Below are 21,954 nucleotides of genomic sequence, written 5' to 3' on the forward strand. Positions count from 1 at the left end.
GCGGAAGAACTACGTACGTGTCGGCACGAGAGAGGTGTCCACCCGTTCGACGGCGTGCGCCTCGGTGACGTCGACGGCCTCCCACTTGTCGACCAGCCGGTCGATCACGGCCGCCGGCACCGGTTCCGGACGAGAACGGTTGCGGGCGTGGATCACGCCCTTCGGTGCTTCCAGCCCGATGAGCGTGACCCGAGCGCGGTAGTCCGCTGCGAGCCCGATGCAACGGTCACGCAGGTGGCGCGAGATGTTGGTCGCGTTCCACACGAACCGCTCCCCCGCTCTCAACAACACCCGCGCCTCTTCGAAGGCTGCCGCCGCCACGGTCCGTTGGTCGCCATCGGGTGCGATACCGAGACGTGCGCGCACGGCGTCGAGACTCACCACCGGCCAGCCCGGCCGATGCGTGGCGATCCAGTGGTCCTTGCCGACACCTGGCAGACCCGACAGCACAGTCACCTCGACGCGCGTGTCGTCGTAGGCGGCATAACCGGGGTCGCGGCCCGGCGTGCGGAAGTACTGGAACCGCGCGTGGTCCGACGGGAACTCCCGCGGCCGGTCCAGGCACGAGTGTTCCCGGCAGTACTCCTCGAACAGCGCGATGTTCTCCAGCACCGACTCGGCGTCACCGCAGATCCGGCCGAGGATGTCGGCCCGCGCGAGCGTCGCCAGGTCGTCGTTGCGCGCGACCAGGCTCACCCGGAACGCGATCCGGTCGAGGTCCGGCCTCTCCAGCGCCCAGAACGGCACCTGGTGGTGCCGCACCAGGGCAGCGACGTGCTCACGCCACTCGATCGGCCGCCCCATCTCCCACAGCAACCTGCGCGCCAGCAGGTCCCCGGCGCGTGAGTGGCCGTGCGCGGTGATCCGCTCGTCCTCGACCTGCGTGCGAAACGGCTTCGCGACGTCATGCAGCAACACGGTCGCGAACAACCGCACACGATCGGTCTCCGACCGCGCCCGCCACTCCGGCAGCGCGACCAACGCTTCACACGCCATGCGCGTATGCGTCGCAACGTCCCCCTCGGCGTGATGCACCGAGTCCTGCGGAACGCCCTCCAACGCGCGTACCCACGCAAACGCGTCATGCACGGCATCCCAGTCCAACGTCCACGACGGACCGGAAGGACACAACTGCTCAAACACGGGCCACCACCCGGTTCGGCAGAATCGGCCGGTCCTGCCAGTGGCTGCCCGAGTCCAGCACGGCAGTGAGGAACGTCGACCGCACCCACTTGTACCGCTCGACTGTGCGCCCGCCCTCCTCCACCTTGATGTAGAGACCTTCCATGTCGTCGTCGGAGTCCGTCTCCGCGACAACGACATCCGGGTCCTGTCCGGCCGAGCGCGCCGCCTCCACCAAGACGTCCCGCCATCGCTCCGTGCGACACGTAGACGGTCCGACGAACGACTTCAGCTCACGCAACGTCCGCACCGGCCCCTCGTGCAGCACCGGCACGGACACCACCGGCGTACCCGCGAGGATCCGCCGGCGTTCCGGTGTGGACAGGAACTCACCGGTCTCCCGGTCGAGCAGGTCGAACTCGCAGAAGTGGTGCGGCAGCGCGTCGTAGAACACCGTGTGCTTGGCGTACAACCATTCCCCGTACAGCACGAAACGCGTACCGAGCCGTTCGTGCAACACCGCCTGATGCGTCGCTGCCCACGCCTTCAGCGGCGCGAACTGCCGTTCCCGCGGCCCACCGGTCAGGAAATGGCCACGTGACTGCAGCTGCAGCACACCGGACGGCGAGAAGCTGATGCCCGCGTTGGCACCGTCGAGCTTCTCCTCGACGACGAGGTGCCGCCCCGCGATCGCACGGAACGGCACCTGGTCGAGGTCCTCGTCGCCCGGCTGCAGGCGCGAGCCCTCGAGGTGGGGCGTCCGCGGGTACTTGCGCAACATGCCCCGATTTGTAACCCGCCACAGCACTCGCGGGCGAACGGTTTACGCCTGCCCGACGAACGCCGCCTTGTCGGAGTTGAAGCTCGGCTCGAACACGAGCTGCATCTCACCGGGCTGCGCGCCGACGGCGTAGGCGACCTCGTAGGCGAAGGTCTTGCCGGGCAACACGGTCGCGTTGTCGAACCCGCCACCGCAGCCGCCGCTGGAGTCGAACACCCGCTCCGCCTTCTGCCCGTTGAACTGCGCGTCGTCGCCCAGCGACAACAGCGCGGTCTCGAAGGCCGCGCTCGTGCCGTTGGTGATGGTGACCGTGAACTTCACCGCGCGCACGATGCTCGTCGGCGACGCGTACGCGCCGGGCGTGCACGGCACCGGCGGCGCGACGTCGACCGCGAGCCCGTTGGCCCACGTGTGCTGCTTGCTCCACGTCGACGTCGCGGCGGGCGCGGACTGCGACACCGGGCCGCCGTCGAGGATCCGGTCCAGCTCCTCGACCGCTTTCCGTTGCGCCGCAAAGGTTGCCGTGACACCGGCGACGCACAGCACGACACCGATGAGCGCGAGCACCTTGCGCGTGCCGAACAACGCGACCACGCCCAGCACCAGACCGACGAACGCGGCGATGACGGTGACGTTGTTGAAGATGATGATCGGCGAACCGACTAGGCCCACGATCCCGAGGATCACCGCGGTCCAGGCGAGCGCCCCGAACCTGGCCGGCTTCGGCGGCACCGGCTGCGGCGGGACGTGGACGGACTGCGTCGGGTTGGTCATCACGGCTCCTGAGCGGTTGCGAAGTGTGATCACGACGTCGATCGGCCTGCTTCACCCGTTACCCACCAAAACCAGTCATGACCGCCTCGACACACGCCCTCTGAGCAGCGACAACAGCGCAAACACCGAACCCGCCGCATCACCTGATCGAGTTAACGCGGGCACGGCTTCCGACTTCCGTCGGTAGCGAGACGGATACGATCCGTACACGCTGGCCCGGTTGGATGCCATTTCCCGAAAGGACCCCTGTGATGGCACGACGCTTCATCGGATCCCTGCTCGCGGCGATCGCCGCGCTCGGCGTGACGACGGCACCCGCCCAGGCCGCTGTCGACTTCACCGGCATCGTGGCGCTCAACAACTGCTCCGGCTCACTCGTGCGGCTGCCGTCCTCGGCGGCGACGGACAAGGCGCTCGTGCTCACGAACGGACACTGCGTCAAGCTCATGAAGGCGGGCGAGGTGATCGTCGACCAGGCGGTCTCGCGCGGCTTCAGCTTGCTCAACGGCTCCGGCACGAAGATCGCGAACCTCACCGGCACCAAGCTCGTCTACGCGACGATGACGGGCACGGACGCCGCGCTCTACCAGCTCAACACGACCTACGGGCAGATCCAGCAGCAGTACGGCAGCCGTGCGCTGGAACTGTCGGCCTCGCACCCCGTCGCCAAGACCGACATCCGCGTCGTCTCCGGCTACTGGAAGCGGATCTACTCCTGCCAGATCGACGGTTTCGTGCACCAGCTCAAGGAGGACGCCTGGACGTGGCGTGACTCACTCCGCTACACGTCCGCGTGCAACACGATCGGCGGCACCTCCGGCTCGCCGATCATCGACAACGCCACCGGCAAGGTCGTCGGCGTCAACAACACCGGCAACGAGAGCGGCGGCCGCTGCACGATGAACAACCCGTGCGAGGTGGACGCGGCCGGCCAGGTCACCGTCCGGCGGGGCATCAACTACGGCCAGCAGACGTTCGACTTCGTGTCCTGCTTCGGTCCCGGCACGACGCTCGACCTGGCGCTGCCGGGTTGCAAGGTCGCGAAGCCGTAGACGCGGCGGAAGCCGGGACGCCCCTGCCGCGTCCCGGCTTCCAGGTCTCACTCACTTACCGCGCGGCGCGGACGATCAGGTCGGCCACGGCCTCCGGCTGCGACACCGCCACCGAGTGCGAGGCGCCGCGGAGCTCGACGACCGCCTTGGCGTGGGCGCGCTCGGCCATGAAGCGCTGCGCCGCGATCGGGATGTTCTTGTCCTTGGCCGCGTTCACGAAGTACGACGGGATGGTGTGCCACGCGGGCTCACCGGCGCCCTCGGTCAGCGCGGAGTCGTTGACCGGCCGCTGGGTCGCCGCCGCCAGCGTCGCCTCGCGGCGCGGGACGTCCGCGGCGAACTGCTGCCAGTACTCGTCCTGCTGGATCGCCAGGTCCTTGGTGCCGTCACCGAGGTCGATGGTCTGCAGCGTGTCGCCCAGCGTGCTGCCGGGGAACTTGTTCGACAGCTCCAGCGCGCTCTCACCCTTCTCCGGCGCGAACGCCGCGACGTACACGAGCGACTTCACGTTCTTGTTGCCCAGCGCCGCCTGCGACTGGACCATGCCGCCGTAGGAGTGGCCGGCGAGCACGATCGGCCCGTCGATCGAGGCGAGCACCTGACGCAGGTAGTTCGCGTCGTAGGTCAGGCCGCGCAACGGGTTCGCCACCGCGACGACCGGGAAACCCTTGCGCTGCAATCGTTCCACCACGCCGTTCCAGCTGGAGGCGTCCGCGAACGCGCCGTGCACCAGCACGACCGTCGGCTTCTTGGCACCGGGCTTCTCGGTCTCCTCCGCGGCACCGGCGCCCGACGGGACGACAGCAGCCAGCGCCAGCAGGGTCCCAACAACGGCGAACACCTTACGAACTCGCATTGCTCTCTCACTCTCGTCCGGCACTCGATGGTGCATCGCGCTCGATTAGGTCGTGCACGATGTAAGTTACCGGACGAGGTACCTCGTACGCGATGTAATTCAGGTCACTAGCGCTCGGCGCCGTGCTTCACCCGGTGCAGGGCCTTGCGCAGGACCTCGATCTCCTGGGCGTCCATGCCGAGCGCCTGACCCAGCTGGTTGGTCATCTCCGCGCCGATCCACTTCAGCTCACGGCCCTTGTCGGTGAGCTGGACCAGCACCGACCGCTCGTCGTCGGGGTGCGTGACGCGCACCAGCAGCCCGCTCTTCTCCAGCCGCTTGATCAACGGCGACAGCGTGCTGTACTCCAGGTCGAGCTCCCGCACGAGCTCCCTGATCGGCCGCGAGTCCCGCTCCCACAGCAGCAGCATCACCAGGAACTGCGGGTAGGTGATGCCGGCCTTGTCCAAGATCGGCCGGTAGAACCCGGTGACCGCTCGCGACGTCGTGTAGAGGTCGAAGCAGAGCAGGTCGGAGACCGTGGGGGTCACGGCGGACGGCGCGTCGGGAGTGGTGCTCACGTGGTTCAGGCTACTCGCGGCGAACCGGCCAAGCCGCGAAGTCGGTTACCGCCCGTCGGCCGTTCCGGGCCAGGGCAGCACGGTCAGCCCCGGCCACTGTTCGCGCCACCGCCGGGTCTTGGCCTTGTACACGGCGCGCGGAGCCAGCACCGGGTTCGGGCGGACGACGAGGTTGAACACGTCGGCCAGCCCGTGCGGTGCGTAGACGCGCCACCGGCCACCGGCTTCGAGCCGGACGCCCAGGCAACACGTCGTGGCGGCGAACGAGTCGATCGCCGCCTCGGTCGAGGTGTGGGGCGCACAGGGCACCCCGAACCTGTTCTCGTACCAGAGGTGCACGCGCGCCTCGTTGCGGATCTCGACGACCACAGGCAGGTCGCCGAAGAGCCGCTCCCCGGCCTGGATGACCTCGTCCTCGGCCTCCCAGCCGAGGTCGGAGGCGTCGAAGTAGAACAGGTCGTAGTCCTTGATGCCCTCGGCCGGCGGCCTGCCGGTGACCACGTTCCACACCGTCTGGAACACGCAGCCCGCCGTCAGGTACCACCCGGGTAAGCCCAGTGTCGCGGCGCGAGCCAGGACCTCCACGAGCAGCTCGTTGCGCGCGAGAGCCGCACGCAACGCCTCGACCTGCTGGTCGACCGGGAGCCTGCCGAGCACTACGACCAGGTCTCGTCCAACGCCGCGGCCTCGTCGCCTGCCGCACGCAGCTCGTCGCGCACCACCCGGTACGCGAGCCCTTCCGCGTATCCCTTGCGCGCCAACGCCCCCACGAGCCGGCGGATCTTCGCCGTCTCGTCCACACCGGACATCGTGCGCAGCCGTTTGCGGACCAGCTCGCGCGCCTTCTCCTCCTCGGCCTCGCCGTCGACCGCGGCGACGGCCTCGGCCACCACCTCGTCGGCGACGCCCTTGCGGCGCAGCTCCATGACGAGGGCGCGGCGGCCCAGGCCGTTGTAGGTGTGCCGCGACTGCACCCACATCTCGGCGAACTGCGCGTCGTCGATCAGGCCGGCGCGGTCGAACTTTCCGAGGACGACCTCGGCCACACCGGCACTGATCCCCTTGCGTAGCAACGCGTCGTGCAGCTCCTGCCGCGAACGGGCCCGAGCGGTGAGCAGCGCGTAGCAGATGTCGCGTGCTTTGCGCTGCTCCTCAGCCTCGTCCAACGCGGAACTCAGAACTCGACGGGAGCGGCGGGTGCCGACTCGTCGGCGTCGAGCGTGGCGCCGATGCCGAGCTTGTCCTTGATCCGCTTCTCGATCTCGTTCGCGATGTCCGGGTTGTCCAGCAGGAACTTGCGGGCGTTCTCCTTGCCCTGGCCGAGCTGGTCGCCCTCGTAGGTGTACCAGGCACCGGACTTGCGCAGGATGCCCTGGTCGACGCCCATGTCGATGAGCGAGCCCTCGCGGCTGACGCCCTTGCCGTAGAGGATGTCGAACTCGGCCTGCTTGAAGGGCGGCGCGACCTTGTTCTTCACGACCTTGACCCTGGTGCGGTTGCCGACGGGCTCGCCGCCGTCCTTCAGGGTCTCGATGCGGCGGACGTCGAGGCGCACGGAGGCGTAGAACTTCAGCGCCTTACCACCGGTCGTGGTCTCCGGGGAGCCGAACATCACGCCGATCTTCTCGCGCAGCTGGTTGATGAAGATCGCGGTCGTGTTCGACGCGCTCAGCGCACCGGTGATCTTGCGCAGCGCCTGGCTCATCAGGCGGGCCTGCAGACCGACGTGGTTGTCACCCATCTCGCCCTCGATCTCGGCGCGCGGCACGAGGGCGGCGACCGAGTCGATGACCAGGATGTCGAGCGCGCCGGAGCGGACCAGCATGTCCGCGATCTCCAGGGCCTGCTCACCGGTGTCGGGCTGCGACACCAGCAGCGCGTCGGTGTCGACGCCCAGCTTCTTCGCGTACTCGGGGTCGAGGGCGTGCTCCGCGTCGATGAACGCCGCGATGCCGCCCGCCTTCTGGGCGTTCGCCACGGCGTGCAGCGCCACGGTCGTCTTACCGGAGGACTCCGGACCGTAGATCTCGACCACGCGACCCCTGGGCAGGCCACCGATGCCGAGCGCCACGTCCAGCGCGATCGCACCGGTCGGGATCACCTCGATCGGGGCGCGGCCCTCCTCGCCGAGGCGCATCACGGAGCCCTTGCCGAACTGCTTGTCGATCTGCGCCAGGGCCAGCTCGAGCGCCTTGTCCCGGTCGGGTGCTGCGGGTGCCATCTTGGGTCCACCTTTTGTCGTCTGCCGTTGCTTCGTCATGTTGGACCTGACGCTACTGGCGGGGTCTGACAATTTTGCGAAGCCGGGGGTCGGGGCCACTGTAGCCGAACACGTGTTCGAGCACACGTGACACTCCGAACCGTGAGATCACCGGCGATTTGCGGGAACTTCGAACGCGTCGCAGACCGCGACCCACACCTCTTTCGCGCCGATCCCGGCCTCCAGCGCCTCGTCCGCGGTGCGGCCGCCGAGCGCCGACAGGACGTGGTCCCGGGCGATCATCTCGCCCCTGACCTGGCCGAACTCCCCCGACATGAGCTTGCGGAACATGGTGATGCGCACGTGCGGCACCTTAACCGGCGGGCCTGCGCAGTGATGCGAAGAGGCACACGACGAGCAACGGCAGCGCGGTGAAGCCCACGATCAGGCCGAGCGAGGCGTAGGACCACGCCGTGACGACGATCCCGGACACCGCTCCGCCCACGGCACCGCCGACGTTCATCATCAGGTCGGACAACCCCTGTGCGGCCGGCCGGTCGTCGACCCGCACGGACTCGGTGAGCAGCGCCGAGCCCGCCACCAGTCCCGCCGACCAGCCGAGGCCGAGCAGCACGAGCCCGGCGGCGAGCTGCGGCGCGTCGTGCGAGGGCGCCATCCCCGCGACCCCGGACGCCGCCACCACCAGCGACGCCCCGATCGCGAGCACCGGCACCCGGCCCAGGCGGTCCGCCATCCACCCGAACACCGGACTCGCGCCGTACATGGCGGCCACGTGCAGGCTGATCACGATGCCGACCACGCGCAACGACGACCCGGCGTGGTTCATGTGCACCGGCGTCATCGACATCAGCCCGACCATCGCCGTGTGGCACAACATCACACCAACGAGTGCAAGTCGCGCCATCGGCCCGAGCGTTCCCCAGATCCGCACCCCGCCGGGTGCCCCACCACCGGCGCAGTGCGCGGGCTCGACCGGCCTGGTGCTCTTGACCACGACCAGCGGGTCCGGCCGCAACCCGAGCTGGATGGCCAGCACGGCGATCCCGAGCACCAGCGCGGCGAGGACGAACGGGCCGACACCGACCGGCAGCCCGGCCGCGGCCATCACCCGACCGGCTGGATCCGCGAGGTTCGGCCCGATGATCGCGCCGATCATGGCCGCCCAGACCACGCGCGAGAGCTCACGCGCGCGACGTTCCGGGTGCGCCAGATCCGTTGCGGCATAGCGGGCCGCGAGGTTCGCACTGGACGCACCGCCGAACAGGAGGAGCCCCGCCAGCAACAGGGGCCACCATCCGAGGCCAACGGCGACAGCGGCGACCAACGCGCCGATAGCGCCCACGCCGTAGCCGAGGATCAACGCGGGGCGTCGCCCACGCCGTTGCGCGAGCCGGGCTCCGGGCAGGGCGAGCAGCGCGGCACCGGCGACGGCCGCGGTCTGCGCGAGCCCGCCGACGGCGTCGGACCCGGACAGCGACGCGGCGATCAGCGTGCTGATCGCGAGGCCGATCGTGATCGCGGCCGACCCCATGATCTGGGTGCCGGTCAGGACACGGACGACCTTGCGCTGCACGCGTTCGAGCTGCGGCGCGGCGGTCACCATGATCACGATCGTGGCACGGTCCACCCGCCCGCCGACAGGTCCGTTGCGGTTACTCCCCCGGCTGGACGGACCTCTCGAAGAAGTCGGCGACCTCGTCGGGCTTGAGCTCGTCGGCGTTCTCCTCGGCGTGCTTGGTGAGGATGCCGAACATCGGGCGGCCCTTGGCGGTGAAGACGAGCACGCCGGTGCCGCTGGAGGTGGCCGCGCGGTAGGTGCCCTCCAGGCCGTTGCCGGTCCAGTCGGCCTCGACGCGGTCGGTCTGGAACGACTTCACGATGGCGTCGGCGTTGTTCTCGGCGCCGGTGACGCTGTCGGTGAGGATGTACTGGACCTCGTAGCCGTCGCGGACGGCACAGCTGACGACCGTGCCCTTGATCTCCTCCATGCCGGTGATCTGCGCGGAGTCGGCCTTCTCGCAGCCGCCGCCGTCGGGCACGGTGCCCGCGAGCTGGCGCAGGCAGCGGGTGAAGCCCTGACCGTCCTGGGTGACGTCGTCCTTGCACTCGTCGGCGCTGGGCAGGTCGGGGCCGGACAACGCGAAGATCGCGCCGATCACGCCCGCGACCAGCACGACCGCGCCGCCGATGCCGAGCAGGACCTTCTTGTTGTCCTTCTTCTGCGGTTGCGCGACCGGGAAGTTCGTCGGGTAGCTGCCGCTGACCGACGGGTTCACCGGGTAGGGGCCGGTGACCGGGTAGCTGCCGCTGGCCGAGTACGCGCCGCTCACGTTCGGGTTGACCGGGTACGAGCCGCTGCTCGCGGGGTTCACCGGGTAGGAGCCGCTGCTGGTGGGGCCGACCGGGTGCGGGCCCGTGACGGTGGGGCTGACCGGCGTGGTCACCACCGTCGGCGGTTCGTTGTACTTCGGCTTGTCGTCCTCGGCCTTGAGCGTGATCGCCGCGCGGTCCACGACCAGCGCGCCGGACGCGACGATCGTCTCCGGGTGGTCGGGGTTGGTCGGGACGATGCCGACCTTCTCCGCGATGGTCTGCGCGACCAGCGGCATCCGGCACGAGCCGCCGACCAGGTAGACGTGCTCGGGCGTGACGCCGGCCTTGCGGACCGTGGAGATGAGGATCTCGGTGCTGCGGATCAGGCTCGGCCGGATCAGCGCCTCCAGCTCACCGCGCGTGACGACGACCTTCTCGAACGGCTCCGGCATCATCACCTCGACCTGGGGCAGCTCGGAGAGGTCCTCCTTCGCGAGCCGCAGCTCCTCGCGCAGGCCCAGGCGCGCGCGGTGGTCGTCGGTGGTGGCCGGGCGCAGCAACCGCTGCCAGCCGGCCGGGTCCTTGTGGGAGACCGTGCGGCCGATGTGCTCCAGCAGCGCCTCGTCCACGTCCAGGCCGCCGACGTCGCTCAGGCTGCCGTCGGCGAGGATGCGGTGCTCGGCGTCGAGCACGGAGACGTCGAACGTGTCGGCGCCGAAGTCGTAGACGGCGAGCGGCCGGCCACCGCCGAGCGAGGCGACCGCGATGGCCTCCGGCACGGGCACCAGCTCACCGGTCATGCCCGCGAGCCTGGCCGAGGAGAGCAGCTTGTTGCGCCTGGTCGGGCCCCATTCGGCGGGGTGGGTCAGGCGGATCTCGTCGAGCTGCTCACCCTGCAGCAGCGGCGTGACGGCGTCCATCACGCGGGCGTAGATCGCCGCGAGCGCGTCGTTGAGCGGGAGCTGGCGGTCGGCGAGCTTGATCGTCGGCTTGTCGATGTGGCGCTTGGGGTTGGCCTCGTAGCGCGCCGGGTCCTGGCGGGACCGCCGCTCGGCCTCCCTGCCGACCAGCAGGGTGCCGTCCTCGTCGAGGTAGAGCGACGAGGGCATGGTGAGCCCTCCGTCCACATCCACGACACCGTGGTCGGACAGCACCGCAACAGTGTTGGCGATGCCCAGGTCGACGGACAGGACGCGCACCGTTCTCCCCTCACAGACAACTCGGTGGTGATCGTGCCACAGAGGCCACTGGCGGGTGCTCGGACCTGCGTAATCAGAAATTGTCAGACCCCGGCGTCATGATGGTCGCCATGGACGTGATGAAGGCATTCTCACCGGCGACCAGGCAGTGGTTCGCCGGGGCCTTCGCCGCACCCACCCCGGCGCAGAGCGGTGCGTGGGCGGCCGCGGCGGCGGGCGAGCACGCGCTGGTCATCGCCCCGACGGGCTCGGGCAAGACGCTGGCCGCGTTCCTGTGGGCGCTGGACCGGCTGGCGTCGGCCGGTGTGCCGGAGGAGCCGAAGCGGCGGTGCCGGGTGCTGTACGTGTCGCCGCTGAAAGCGCTGGCGGTGGACGTGGAGCGCAACCTGCGGGCGCCGCTCGCGGGCATCCGGCAGGCGGCGCACCGGCTGGGGCTGGCCGAGCCGTCGATCGCGGTCGGCATGCGCACCGGTGACACGTCGCTGGAGGAGCGGCGGGCGTTCGGGCGGACGCCCCCGGACGTGCTGGTGACGACGCCGGAGTCGTTGTTCCTGCTGCTCACGTCCTCGGCGCGGGAGTCGCTGCGCGGGGTGGAGACGGTGATCGTCGACGAGGTGCACGCGGTGGCGGGCACCAAGCGCGGCGCGCACCTGGCGTTGTCACTCGAAAGGCTGGACTCGCTGCTGGAGCGGCCGGCGCAGCGGATCGGGCTGTCGGCCACGGTGCGGCCGGTCGAGGAGATCAGCACGTTCCTGGCCGGCGGGCGGCCGGTGTCGGTGGTGCAGCCGAAGACGCCGAAGACCATCGAGGTCGAGGTGGAGGTGCCGGTCGAGGACATGTCGGTGCTCGGCCAGCCGACGGGTGAGGTGTCGGGGTCGGCCGCGGGTGCCGAGCAGCGCACGTCGATCTGGCCGTCGGTCGAGGCGCGGGTGCTGGAGCTGGTGCGGGCGCACCGGTCGACGATCGTGTTCGCGAACTCGCGGCGGCTGGCCGAGCGGCTGACGGCGCGGCTGAACGAGCTCGCCGAGGAGGCTGAGGAGGGTTCGGAGCCGTCGAGCTTCCCGGCGGAGGCGATCGGCCAGGCCGGGATGACCGTGCAGAAGAACGCCTCGGTCGCCCGCGCGCACCACGGCTCGATGTCGCGGGAGCAGCGCAGCGCGGTGGAGGAGGACCTGAAGTCGGGGCGGCTGCCGTGCGTGGTGGCGACGTCGTCGCTGGAGCTCGGCATCGACATGGGCGCGGTCGACCTGGTGGTGCAGGTGGAGGCACCGCCGTCGGTGGCGTCCGGTCTGCAGCGCGTCGGCCGGGCCGGGCACCAGGTGGGCGCGGTGTCGCGGGGTGTGATGTTCCCGAAGTTCCGCGGCGACCTGGTGTCGTGCGCGGTGGTGGCGGAACGGATGCAGAGCGGTGCGATCGAGGCGGTGCGGTTCCCGCGCAACCCGTTGGACGTGCTGGCGCAGCACATCGTGGCGATGGTGGCGATGGAGCCGTGGCCGGTGGAGGAGCTGACGACGCTGGTGCGGCGGGCGGCGCCGTTCGCCGGGCTGCCGGAGTCGGCGTTGCACGCGGTGCTGGACATGCTGTCGGGCCGGTACCCGTCGGAGGAGTTCGGGGAGCTGCGGCCACGGATCACGTGGGACCGGGTGAACTCGGAGCTGCGCGGCCGTCCGGGTTCGCAACGGCTGGCGGTCACCTCCGGCGGCACGATCCCCGACCGCGGGATGTTCGCGGTGATGACACCGCCCTCGGAGAAGGGGCCTGGTTCGCGGGTCGGCGAGCTCGACGAGGAGATGGTCTACGAGTCGCGGGTCGGTGACACGTTCCTGCTGGGCACGTCGTCGTGGCGGGTCGAGGACATCACGCACGACCGGGTGATCGTGGTGCCCGCGCCGGGCCAGCCGGCGCGGATGCCGTTCTGGAAGGGCGACGCGCCGGGCCGGCCGCTGGAACTGGGCCGTGCCATGGGGAAGTTCCTGCGCGAAGTGTCCACGATGGAGGATTCGGCGGCGCGTGCCCGTGCGGCCGCGGCGGGGCTGGACCAGTGGGCTACGGACAACCTGCTGGCGTACCTGGGTGAACAGCGGGAAGCGACGCGGCACGTGCCGAACGACCGGACCGTGCTGGTGGAGCGGTTCCGCGACGAGCTGGGCGACTGGCGGCTGGTGGTGCACTCGCCGTTCGGTGCGCAGGTGAACGCGCCGTGGGCGTTGGCGATCGCGGCGCGGTTGCGCGAGCAGCGCGGGGTCGAGGTGCAGGCGGCCCACTCCGACGACGGCATCGTGCTGCGGCTGCCCGACGCGTTGGACGTGGACGGGCAGGAGGTCACCGCCAGCGCCGAGGACGTGCTGCTGGACCCGGACGAGGTCGAGCAGATCGTGGTCGCCGAGGTCGGTGGTTCGGCGTTGTTCGCGGCCCGGTTCCGCGAGTGCGCCGCGCGGTCGTTGTTGCTGCCCCGTCGTGATCCACGCCGGCGCACGCCGTTGTGGCAGCAGCGCCAGCGTTCCGCGCAGCTGCTGTCGGTGGCGTCGAAGTACGAGCGTTTTCCCGTTGTGCTGGAAGCGATGCGTGAGTGCTTGCAGGACGTCTACGACGTGCCGGGCCTGCGTGAGCTGATGTCCGACGTGCGCGCGCGCCGGGTGCGTGTGGTTGAGGTGGAGACGCCGTCGCCGTCGCCGTTCGCGCGCAGCCTGCTCTTCGGTTACGTCGGCATGTTCCTCTACGAGCTCGACGCGCCGCTGGCCGAACGCCGTGCCGCCGCGCTGTCGCTGGACTCGACGCTGCTGGCCGAGCTGCTCGGTTCGGAGGCGATCCGCGAGCTGCTCGCCCCCGAGGTGCTCGCCGAGGTCGAGCAGAGCCTGCAACGGCTGTCCGCCGACCGCCGTCCGCGTCACGCCGAGGACACCGCGGACCTGTTGCGGTTCCTGGGAGACCTGTCGGACGCGGAGGCTCTGGAACGCGGAGTGCCGCGCGAGTGGCTGGACGAGCTGGTGGCCGAGCGCCGCGCGATCCGCGTCCGCATCGCCGGCGAGGAGCGCACGATCGCCATCGAGGACGCGGGCCGGGTCCGCGACGCGCTCGGTGTCGCGCTGCCGGTCGGTGTCCCGGAGGCGTTCACCGAACCGGTGGCCGATCCGCTCGGCGACCTGCTGAGCCGCTACGCCCGCACCCACGGCCCGTTCGCGGCCGCCGATCCCGCCGCCCGGTTCGGCCTGGGTGTCGCCGTCGTGACCGGTGTCCTCGAACGCATGGCGCGACCGGCCGCCTGGTTCGCGGCGAGCTGCGCCCGGCGGCACGCACACCGAGTACTGCGACGCCGACGTGCTCCGCCGCGTGCGCCGCGGCTCCCTGGCGCGCCTGCGTTCCGAGGTGGAGCCGGTCGAACCCGCCGCGCTGGGCCGCTTCCTGCCCTCGTGGCACGGCCTCGGCCGCCGCCTGCGTTCGGCCCCGACCGCGGACGACGTCTTCTCGGTTGTCGAACAGCTCGCCGGCGCCCCGCTACCCGCGAGCGCCTTCGAGTCCCTGCTGCTGCCCGCGCGCCTGCCCGGCTACTACCCGGCCCTGCTCGACGAGCTGACCGCGTCCGGCGAGGTCACCTGGACCGGCTGCGGCTCCCTGTCCGGCGGCGACGGCTGGATCGCCCTCGCCCCCACCGATGTCGCCGACCTGCTGCTGCCCGACCTGGTCCCGGAGTCGATCCCCGAGTCCCCGCTGCACACCGCGGTCCTGGACACCCTCTCCGGCGGCGGCGCCCTGTTCTTCCGCCAGGTCGTCGACCGCACCTCGCTCACAGTCCAGTGCACCGACGCCGAGGTCGTCGCCACCCTGTGGGACCTCGTCTGGGCAGGCCTCGCCACGAACGACACCCTGGCCCCCCTGCGCGCCCTGGTCTCCGGCGGGGGCGCCGCCCACAAACCCCGCCGCACCACCCGCGGCCGCTACGCCCGCCTGCGCCGCCCGCCCCGACATGCCCTCCGCACGGGCCCGCCACCGCCGCCGGCCGCTGGTCCCTCGCCGTCCCCCCGACCGCCGACCCCACTCGCCGCGCCCACGCCCGCGCCGAGTCCTTCCTCGAACGCCACGGCGTCCTCACCCGCGGCGCCCTCGACACCGAACGCGTGACCGGCGGCTTCAGCTCCGTCTACCGCGTCCTGCGCGCCATGGAGGAGTCCGGCCAGGTCATCCGCGGCTACGTCGTCGAGGGCCTCGGCGCCGCCCAGTTCGCCGCCCGAGGCGCCGTGGACCGCCTCCGCACCCTCTCCCGCCCCACAGGCCAACCCCCACAACACAACCCCGACCAACCACCCGCCGTAGTCCTCGCCGCCGCCGACCCGGCCCAGCCCTACGGCGCCGCCCTCCCCTGGCCCACCCCGGTAGGCGAAGGCAAACACCGCCCGGCCCGCAAAGCCGGCGCCCTCGCCGTCCTGGTCGACGGCACCCCGGCCCTCTACGTCGAACGCGGCGGCAAGTCCCTGCTCTCCTTCACCGACGACGACCCAACCCTCCGCACCGCCGCCACCGCCCTCAGCCGAGCAGTCCGCGACGGCTGGCTGGGCCACCTCGCCGTCCAACGAGCCGACGGCGAATCCGCCCTCACCTCCCACCTCTCCACGGTCCTCCAAGAGGCCGGCTTCCGCGCCTCCGCCTCCGCGTGACCCACCCGCCCTTCCAGCGCAGCGGTCCCCTCACCACCCGCGCACCCCGCACAAGCCGCAACCGCTGCCCACCGGAGCCGTTGCGCCCCTGTCGACTCCAGGTGCGAGTCGAGCCCGTCCGGCAACGCCTCCACCACGTCCACCGCGGCCGCCACCCAGATCGCCTGCTCCAGCACGAACTCGTCGTGCTCGGCACGGCACACGCTCGGCACGGCACGGCACGCTTGCTTCGCACGACCCGCTCAACCCGCACCGCCTCCGGGCGCACAGCCGCACGGCTTCCAGCGGACTGCGCAGGTCGCTGGAGCTGAGGCTTGGCAGTGTGGCCGGCCGAAGACCGGTGAGCTGGCTGGAACTGGAGGCTGGCTGGCGAGCTCGGAGCGGACCGCTGCGGTCGCGTCGATCTCAGCGCCTCATCTGTCGCAGGCGCGGCCTCGGACAAGCGAGCCTGAAGCCATCTTCCACGCCTGCCTCGCAACGTCCGCTCACTCACCTTGCCAGACCTGACTTCGCCGAACCCGGCTTCTCGAGCCTCCATCGGTGGGCCATTTCCCAAACCCAGCCGTCCCCCAACCCAAGCCCAGGCGTCCTCAAGCTGTCTCCCAATCCCCTCCTCCGTCACAGCTCCTCGTCACGAACACGCCCGCCCCCGCGTTCCTCCTATCTGCGGGACGAGCGAACTGTCGGATCAGGACGTACGTCAGTGCACACGGGAGACAAGACGAGGCGAAGGACCGATCAGGACGAGCTTCACCCGGTCGAGTGACGAGGAGTGCGTCAGGCCGGGTAGAGGGAGCTGTAGGCGTTGAGGGCCGGTTGGCCGCCGAGGTGGGCGTAAAGGACGGTGGACGACCGGTCGATCTCGCCTGAGGTGACCAGGCTGATGAGGCCGGCGAGCGACTTTCCCTCGTAGACCGGGTCGGTGATCATGCCTTCGAGCTGGGCGCCGAGGCGCATGGCTTCGAGGGTGGTGTCGTCGGGGAGGCCGTAGACGCCGGCGTGGAAGCGGTCGTCGAGGAGGATGTCCTCTTCGGACACCGTGGTGTTGCGGAGCTTGGCGGTGTTGTGGGCGATGCGGGTGATCTGGGCGAGGGTTTCCGCGGGTTTGGCGGAGGCGTCGATGCCCAGGACGCGGCGGTTGGGGTCGTCTGCGAAGCCGGCGACCATGCCTGCCTGGGTGCTGCCGGTGACGGAGCAGACGATGATGGTGTCGAAGAAGACGCCGAGTTGTGCTTCTTGGTCGCGGAGCTCGTCGGCCCAGGTGGCGAAGCCCATGCCGCCCAGCGGGTGGTCGGAGGCGCCTGCCGGGATCGGGTAGGGGGTGCCGCCTGCGGCGCGGACGTCGGTGATGGCCTGTTCCCAGGCCGGTTTGATGCCGATGCCGAAGTCGGCGCTCACCAGGCGGACGTCGGCGCCCATCATGCGGCTCAGGAGGATGTTGCCGACTCGGTCGTGGCCGGTGTCGGTCCAGTCGACCCAGCTTTCTTGCACCAGAACGGCTTTGAGGCCTGCGCGGGCGGCTGCGGCGGCTACCTGGCGGGTGTGGTTGGACTGGATGCCGCCGATGGAGACGAGGGTGTCGCAGCCGGTGGCGAGGGCGTCGGCGACGAGGTACTCGAGTTTGCGGGTCTTGTTGCCGCCGTAGGCGAGGCCGGAGTTGCAGTCCTCGCGCTTGGCCCAGATCGTGGCGCCGCCGAGGTGGGCGGTGAGGCGGTCGAGGCGGTGGACCGGGGACGGGCCGAAGAGCAGCGGGAACCTGTTCACAGCTCCTCCCGGAGGGTGTTCCAGTTCTCGTCCACGAGGAGAGCGGCTTGCTTGTCGTCGCGGCGTTCGCAGGCCTCGATGATCTGCTGGTGCTGGGTCACCGAGTGGCGGGCGTGGGGGGACGAGAAGCGGCTGTGCTCGGCGCGGCGGACGAGCGGGGTGAAGCGGTCGATGGTGGCGGTGATCGCGAAGTTGTCGCAGCGGTGGACGGAGACGGCGTGGAACTCGTCGTCGGCGGCGAGGGCGGCTACGGCGTCGTTGGCGTCGAGGGCCTTCTTGAAGGCCTTGTTGGCGGCGCGCATGGCGGCGATGTCGTCGTCGGTCATCAGGGGGACGGCGAGGCCGGCGGCGAGGGCGTGCATCGTCTGCACGACAACGAGGGCGTCGCGCACGGGTTCTGCTTCCAGTGCGGTGACGCGGGTGTAGGCGTGCGGCTTGGTCTCGACGAGGCCCTCGTCGGTGAGCGTCGCCAGCGCCTCGCGCACCGGGGTGCGGGAGAGGCCGAGCTTCTGCGCCAGCTCGACGTCCTTGATGGCGGTGCCCGGTTCGAGGTCGCCGCGCACGATCGCCGACCTGATCTCGGCTGCTGCTCGCTCCTTCAACGACCCATATCCAATATATTGCATATTGGTGAGGGTAAGGCGGGTCACAGGCAAACGCAACCGGCCCGCAGCGCGAGGTGCGCTGCGGGCCGGAGAAGAAACGGGAGCTAGAACGGCAGAGTTCGGCCGAGCACTGCGAACGGGCGCGGGTCGCCGGTGAACTGGTAGTGCCGCAGCACGTCCTGGAAGCCGACGCGCCGGTAGAGCTTCCACGCCTTGCTGGGGCCTTCGGGCGTGGACAGCAGCACGCGGGAGGAGGAAACGCCCTCCATGAGCCTGCGCAACAGGTCCTCACCGAGGCCACGGCCCTGGGCGCGCGGCAGCACGTGCAGCTCGGTGAGCTCGAAGTAGTCCTCCAGCCAGTCCGCGACGACGGACGGCGACGCGACGGCCATGAGCCCGCGGCGCACCTGTTCGTGCCACCACTGGCCGGCGGCACCGCGGTAGCCGTAGCCGATGCCGACGAGCTCGTCCTGCTCTCCCAGCGCCACGACGCAGCGCCAGTCCTCGCGCATCATGTGCGCGAGCCACATCGGGGCGCGCTGCTCGACGGTGCCCGGCGGGTAGTTCATCGCGGTCACGTACAGCTCGAGCGCCTCGCCCAGCCGCACGTTCAGCTCGGCGGCGCTCATCTCGACGATGCGCTCCAGGCGCGGCGCCGCGGTCACTGCGACACCACCGCCACACGTCCGCCGGTCAGCGCGACCAGGTCCGCGAACGTCGTGGGGTACACGGCGTGCGGGTGCCCGGCGGCGGCCCAGACCTCCTCGTAGCCGGCCAGCGCCTCGTCGACCAGCGTCTCGATCGGCGCCGGGTGCCCCACCGGGGACACACCGCCGATCACCTGGCCGGTGTGCTCGCGCACGAAGTCCGGGTCGGCGCGCTTGACCGCGTCCGCACCCACCAGCTCGGCCACCAGCGAGGTGTCCGCCCGGTGCGCGCCGGAGGTCAGCACCAGCAGCGGGCTGGCCACGCCGTCGCGGACCGCGGCGAACAGCAGGCTGTTCGCGATCGCGCCCACGGCCACGCCCACCGCCTCGGCCGCGGCGGCCGCTGTGCGCACCGCGTCGGGCAGCACGACGATGCGCGCCGCGGTGGCGGGAGGCAGGGCTTCCGCGACTTTGCGGATTCCGGGGTGCTCCGCAGAGGTTTCCACAGCACTCACCGCACCATCAGACCACGAGCGGGCGGTAGGTGGTGGGCCGGGTTGAGGAATCCATCAACCGGGAGCTACGCTGGAGAGGGCTCGAACATGTGTTCGAGCCGCACCATGCCTCGGAGGTGGGGTGGGGGAAGCACCCCACCTCCGAGAGCCGCCGGCTTCCCCTCGGCGGAGACGTCGTTCACCGACGCCACGAGGAGGCCGAGATGTCAGCACCAGCCTTCCCGATCCCCTTGCCACCCGCTTCAGCACTCGCGTTGCTGCGGCAGGCACGCGACTCGCTCGCCGAGGCGGAACGCACCCCTGAGCCACCTGAGCGGTTCGCCGCCGCCTACCTCGCGGCTTTGCGAGCCGCGGCGGCTGTTCTCGCGTTGCGCGGACGCCCGCACCGCGGCCGGTCCAAGCCGACCAGCGCGTGGGTGCTGCTCGCCGCGATCGCACCGGAGATGCGCGAGTGGGCGGTGTTCTTCGCGGAGTGGTCCTCGACGCGCGCCGCCGTGCTCGCGGGCATCACCCGGCACGTCAACGCCCGCACGGCCGATGACCTGGTGCGGCAGACCGAGCAGTTCGTCGGCCTGGTCGGTCGCGTGATGAACGAGGGCGGGCGGTGAACGCTCTCGAAGTGTTGCGGCGTGAGGCTGATCTGCTCGCCATGTCCGCGCTCGGCCAGCCGCCGCACAAGGGTGTGCCCGCGTGTCCGGGGCTGAACTTGGGCGAGACCGTGCGGCACGTCGGCAGCGGCTGCCACTGGACGCTGGAGTACATCCGGCTCGGGCACCAGCCGCGGGAGTGGCAACGCCACCCCGCGGACGGGCAGGACCCGCTGGACTTCATGCGGTCGGCCGCCGAGGCCGTGATCGAGGAGCTCGCCGCGCACGACGAGGACGAGCCGTGCGCGACGTGGTGGCCGCGGCAGCAGAACTACGGGTTCTGGCGGCGCCGGCTCGCGCACGAGACCACGGTGCACCGCATGGACGTCCAGGGCGCCGCGGGCATGGAGGCCGGCCCGGTCGACGACGAGGTCGCGCTCGACGGCGTCGACGAGGTGCTCACGTTGTGGCTGGGCCACAAGCTCGACACGCTCGGCGTGCGGGGCTCGCGGGACGAGTTCGTCGCCGTGCGCGTCGAGGACCGCATGTGGCTCACCCGGTGCGGGCCGCAGGGCGCGTCGGCGTGGCAGGTCGAGCCGGAGGACGCCGAGCACGCCGACGCCCTGGTGACGGCGAACCCGATGACGATGTACCGCTGGCTGTGGGGGCGCCTGCCCGACCGGCTGATCGAGGTCTACGGCGACCACGACGCCATCGCGCAGCTGTGGGCGCTACTACGGCTCGCGACCAAGTGACACCGAGGTGGTCTCCCCGCCCGCTGCCGAGATCAGCCGGTAGCGGGCGCGGCGACCGTCGAAGTCCAGCAGTGCCACGGAGTTCCCGAAGTGCGGCCCGGTGGTCTTGCGCCAGCCGACGAGGTCTTGCGGCACACCCGCGAACGTCGCGATGCGGCGGAACACCCGCCCGGCGGTGCGCGACCACGACAGCCGGAACGCGGGACGCAGCACCTTGGGCGCCTCGTTGTGCACGGGTGAGCACACGAGCTGCGTGACCGTTGCCTTGGCGGGCACGGGGAAGTCGGCTTCGGCGACGTAGCTGTGGTGGACGTCACCGGAGAGCACGCACACGGTGGCGGTGCCGTTGTCGGCCGCGTTGCGGATCATCCGGGTCAGCCGGTCGAACGACTCGCGGAACGCGGGCCAGTGCTCCAGGTCGAGCACCTGGCGGACCTGCTCGGCGGCACGGCCCTGCCAGCCGGGCTTGCGCGCGCCGACCTCGTTGATGGACTGGAAGTGGCTGAGCGCGTGCGGCATCAGCCACGGCAGCGACGAGCCGATCAGCAGGTGGTCGTAGTCGCCCTCGGAGTTGCGTTCGAGCCACTCGAACTCCGTGTCGCTGACCATCTGCCGCCGGTCGTCCGCCAGGATGCGGCCGCAGCGCGTGTCGATCATCAGCAGCCGGATGCGGCCGAAGTCGCGGCGGTAGCTCCACTGCGTGGACTTGCGGCCCTCGTTCTCCTGGTCGGCCTGCTCGGCGAACTCCTCCAGCAGCGGCAGCACGTCGGTGCCCTGGGCTTTCACCTTGGCGTACAAGGGATCGCGGGCGAGCTCGTCCGGGCCGAGGTTGCCGATGTGCTGGTACACCCAGTACGAGGAGAGCCCGCCGCGGATCCGGTCACGCCACCAGGGCTTGTCCTGCATGCGCTGTTTCCAGGCGGCCGAGGTGTTCCAGTCGTCACGGATGTCGTGGTCGTCGAAGATCATCGACGTGGGCACGACCGACAGCAGCCAGCGGATCTCCGGGTCGCCCCAGGTCTCGTGGTAGAGCCGGGCGTACTCGGAGAAGTGCACGACCTCGCCGTCGGGTTCCTCGGTGCCGCGGCGGTGTTCGCGCAGCCACTGCTTGGTGCTCTCGGTGGGTTCGTCGGCGTAGACCTGGTCTCCCAGCAGCAACAACGCCTGCGGCCACTCCTCCTCCGGCTGGCCCATGAGCCGTTGGGCGAGGGCGTCGAGGGCGTCGGGGCCGAGCGGCTGGTCGGGGGCGGCGCGGCAGGAGCCGAACGCGATGCGGCGCACCTCGCCGGTGCGGATGACCGGCTTCGGGAACTCGCTGTCCGGCAGCGGCCAGACCAGTTCGCGGTCGAGCCGGACGTCGTACTCCGTGCGCGGCCCCAGGTTCTCGACACGCACGAGGGCGTAGTGCTGGGTGCCCACCTGGAAGGTTCTCGCCGTGTGGCCGGCGATGGTGACCTCACACGCCGCGTCCGTCTCGACCCACACCGTGGCCGAGGTCTCGTCGACGTATCTCAGGAGGGGTCCGAGCACCAGCTTCGTCACGCGCGAGAC

Annotated in this window: 19 protein-coding genes and 1 pseudogene; 4 read left to right on the forward strand and 16 right to left on the reverse strand. The window is 70.7% G+C overall.

Features of this window, described 5'->3' with window-relative positions:
• Nucleotides 1-9: 9 nt before the first annotated feature.
• From BBK82_RS01975 to BBK82_RS01985, 3 genes are all read right to left on the reverse strand, one after another.
• Nucleotides 10-996, reverse strand: a complete 987-nt coding sequence (locus BBK82_RS01975) for an AAA family ATPase (RefSeq protein WP_218920568.1) — start codon at nucleotides 994-996, stop codon at nucleotides 10-12.
• A 139-nt stretch (nucleotides 997-1,135) separates the two neighbouring features.
• A complete protein-coding gene (locus tag BBK82_RS52620) occupies nucleotides 1,136-1,903 on the reverse strand; it encodes an RNA ligase family protein (RefSeq protein ID WP_065913442.1) in 768 nt (255 codons plus the stop codon).
• A gap of 42 nt (nucleotides 1,904-1,945) precedes the next feature.
• The gene (locus BBK82_RS01985; RefSeq protein ID WP_065913443.1) at nucleotides 1,946-2,677 is read right to left on the reverse strand and encodes a hypothetical protein; all 732 of its coding nucleotides are present in this window, start codon (nucleotides 2,675-2,677) and stop codon (nucleotides 1,946-1,948) included.
• A gap of 251 nt (nucleotides 2,678-2,928) precedes the next feature.
• On the opposite strand from BBK82_RS01985, the gene BBK82_RS01990 reads away from it, so the two are divergent.
• Nucleotides 2,929-3,729 (forward strand): S1 family peptidase, encoded by an 801-nt coding sequence (locus BBK82_RS01990; protein WP_065913444.1) that lies wholly within the window; start codon nucleotides 2,929-2,931, stop codon nucleotides 3,727-3,729.
• A gap of 55 nt (nucleotides 3,730-3,784) precedes the next feature.
• Here the strand turns inward: BBK82_RS01990 and BBK82_RS01995 are convergent, their stop codons facing one another.
• The 8 genes from BBK82_RS01995 to BBK82_RS02030 form a co-directional block, all read right to left on the reverse strand.
• A complete protein-coding gene (locus BBK82_RS01995; protein ID WP_083267740.1) occupies nucleotides 3,785-4,585 on the reverse strand; it encodes an alpha/beta fold hydrolase in 801 nt (266 codons plus the stop codon).
• Nucleotides 4,586-4,692: 107 nt separating this feature from the next.
• Nucleotides 4,693-5,145, reverse strand: coding sequence for a MarR family winged helix-turn-helix transcriptional regulator (locus BBK82_RS02000; RefSeq protein ID WP_065913446.1), 453 nt, complete (start codon nucleotides 5,143-5,145; stop codon nucleotides 4,693-4,695).
• A gap of 45 nt (nucleotides 5,146-5,190) precedes the next feature.
• On the reverse strand, nucleotides 5,191-5,802 hold the full coding sequence (locus BBK82_RS02005) for a nucleotidyltransferase family protein (RefSeq protein ID WP_065913447.1): 612 nt from the start codon (nucleotides 5,800-5,802) through the stop codon (nucleotides 5,191-5,193).
• Nucleotides 5,802-6,311, reverse strand: coding sequence for a regulatory protein RecX (locus BBK82_RS02010; protein ID WP_237048005.1), 510 nt, complete (start codon nucleotides 6,309-6,311; stop codon nucleotides 5,802-5,804). The genes BBK82_RS02005 and BBK82_RS02010 overlap by 1 nt, the downstream gene beginning before the upstream one ends.
• Before the next feature lie 8 nt (nucleotides 6,312-6,319).
• The gene (recA, locus tag BBK82_RS02015) at nucleotides 6,320-7,366 is read right to left on the reverse strand and encodes a recombinase RecA (protein WP_065913449.1); all 1,047 of its coding nucleotides are present in this window, start codon (nucleotides 7,364-7,366) and stop codon (nucleotides 6,320-6,322) included.
• 147 nt (nucleotides 7,367-7,513) lie between these two features.
• A complete protein-coding gene (locus tag BBK82_RS02020) occupies nucleotides 7,514-7,708 on the reverse strand; it encodes a DUF3046 domain-containing protein (protein ID WP_065920761.1) in 195 nt (64 codons plus the stop codon).
• 10 nt (nucleotides 7,709-7,718) lie between these two features.
• Nucleotides 7,719-8,969, reverse strand: a complete 1,251-nt coding sequence (locus BBK82_RS02025; RefSeq protein WP_065920762.1) for an MFS transporter — start codon at nucleotides 8,967-8,969, stop codon at nucleotides 7,719-7,721.
• A 49-nt stretch (nucleotides 8,970-9,018) separates the two neighbouring features.
• Nucleotides 9,019-10,878 (reverse strand): Hsp70 family protein, encoded by a 1,860-nt coding sequence (locus BBK82_RS02030; protein WP_065913450.1) that lies wholly within the window; start codon nucleotides 10,876-10,878, stop codon nucleotides 9,019-9,021.
• 110 nt (nucleotides 10,879-10,988) lie between these two features.
• Here BBK82_RS02030 and BBK82_RS02035 point away from each other — a divergent pair.
• A pseudogene (locus tag BBK82_RS02035) lies at nucleotides 10,989-15,530 on the forward strand (ATP-dependent helicase).
• A gap of 777 nt (nucleotides 15,531-16,307) precedes the next feature.
• Here the strand turns inward: BBK82_RS02035 and BBK82_RS02040 are convergent.
• The 4 genes from BBK82_RS02040 to BBK82_RS02055 form a co-directional block, all read right to left on the reverse strand.
• Complete coding sequence (locus BBK82_RS02040; protein WP_154696996.1) at nucleotides 16,308-17,294, reverse strand: 1-aminocyclopropane-1-carboxylate deaminase; 987 nt, start codon at nucleotides 17,292-17,294, stop codon at nucleotides 16,308-16,310.
• Nucleotides 17,291-17,896 (reverse strand): GntR family transcriptional regulator, encoded by a 606-nt coding sequence (locus BBK82_RS02045; protein ID WP_237048006.1) that lies wholly within the window; start codon nucleotides 17,894-17,896, stop codon nucleotides 17,291-17,293. The genes BBK82_RS02040 and BBK82_RS02045 overlap by 4 nt, the downstream gene beginning before the upstream one ends.
• Nucleotides 17,897-18,003: 107 nt before the next feature.
• Complete coding sequence (locus BBK82_RS02050; RefSeq protein WP_065913452.1) at nucleotides 18,004-18,564, reverse strand: GNAT family N-acetyltransferase; 561 nt, start codon at nucleotides 18,562-18,564, stop codon at nucleotides 18,004-18,006.
• Nucleotides 18,561-19,061: a YbaK/EbsC family protein gene (locus tag BBK82_RS02055; RefSeq protein ID WP_065913453.1), complete on the reverse strand. Its 501-nt coding sequence runs from the start codon at nucleotides 19,059-19,061 to the stop codon at nucleotides 18,561-18,563. The genes BBK82_RS02050 and BBK82_RS02055 overlap by 4 nt, the downstream gene beginning before the upstream one ends.
• A 203-nt stretch (nucleotides 19,062-19,264) precedes the next feature.
• Here BBK82_RS02055 and BBK82_RS02060 point away from each other — a divergent pair, with 203 nt between their 5' ends.
• Nucleotides 19,265-19,669, forward strand: a complete 405-nt coding sequence (locus tag BBK82_RS02060) for an SAV_6107 family HEPN domain-containing protein (RefSeq protein ID WP_065920764.1) — start codon at nucleotides 19,265-19,267, stop codon at nucleotides 19,667-19,669.
• A complete protein-coding gene (locus BBK82_RS02065) occupies nucleotides 19,666-20,403 on the forward strand; it encodes a maleylpyruvate isomerase N-terminal domain-containing protein (protein WP_065913454.1) in 738 nt (245 codons plus the stop codon). Before BBK82_RS02060 ends, BBK82_RS02065 begins: the two co-directional genes overlap by 4 nt.
• On the opposite strand, the gene BBK82_RS02070 is transcribed toward BBK82_RS02065, so the two are convergent.
• A complete protein-coding gene (locus BBK82_RS02070; protein ID WP_065913455.1) occupies nucleotides 20,383-21,945 on the reverse strand; it encodes an alkaline phosphatase D family protein in 1,563 nt (520 codons plus the stop codon). The genes BBK82_RS02065 and BBK82_RS02070 overlap by 21 nt on opposite strands.
• Nucleotides 21,946-21,954 lie beyond the last annotated feature (9 nt).

Source organism: Lentzea guizhouensis, assembly GCF_001701025.1.
In the GTDB taxonomy this organism is placed as follows: domain Bacteria; phylum Actinomycetota; class Actinomycetes; order Mycobacteriales; family Pseudonocardiaceae; genus Lentzea; species Lentzea guizhouensis.

Coding starts and splice junctions, on each gene's coding strand:
- BBK82_RS02060 (WP_065920764.1), top strand. CDS start 19,265: ATGTCAGCACCAGCCTTCCCGATCCCCTTGCCACCCGCTTCAGCACTC.
- BBK82_RS01985 (WP_065913443.1), bottom strand. CDS start 2,677: ATGACCAACCCGACGCAGTCCGTCCACGTCCCGCCGCAGCCGGTGCCG.
- BBK82_RS52620 (WP_065913442.1), bottom strand. CDS start 1,903: ATGTTGCGCAAGTACCCGCGGACGCCCCACCTCGAGGGCTCGCGCCTG.
- BBK82_RS01995 (WP_083267740.1), bottom strand. CDS start 4,585: ATGCGAGTTCGTAAGGTGTTCGCCGTTGTTGGGACCCTGCTGGCGCTG.
- BBK82_RS02025 (WP_065920762.1), bottom strand. CDS start 8,969: ATGGTGACCGCCGCGCCGCAGCTCGAACGCGTGCAGCGCAAGGTCGTC.
- BBK82_RS01990 (WP_065913444.1), top strand. CDS start 2,929: ATGGCACGACGCTTCATCGGATCCCTGCTCGCGGCGATCGCCGCGCTC.
- BBK82_RS01975 (WP_218920568.1), bottom strand. CDS start 996: ATGGCGTGTGAAGCGTTGGTCGCGCTGCCGGAGTGGCGGGCGCGGTCG.
- recA (WP_065913449.1), bottom strand. CDS start 7,366: ATGGCACCCGCAGCACCCGACCGGGACAAGGCGCTCGAGCTGGCCCTG.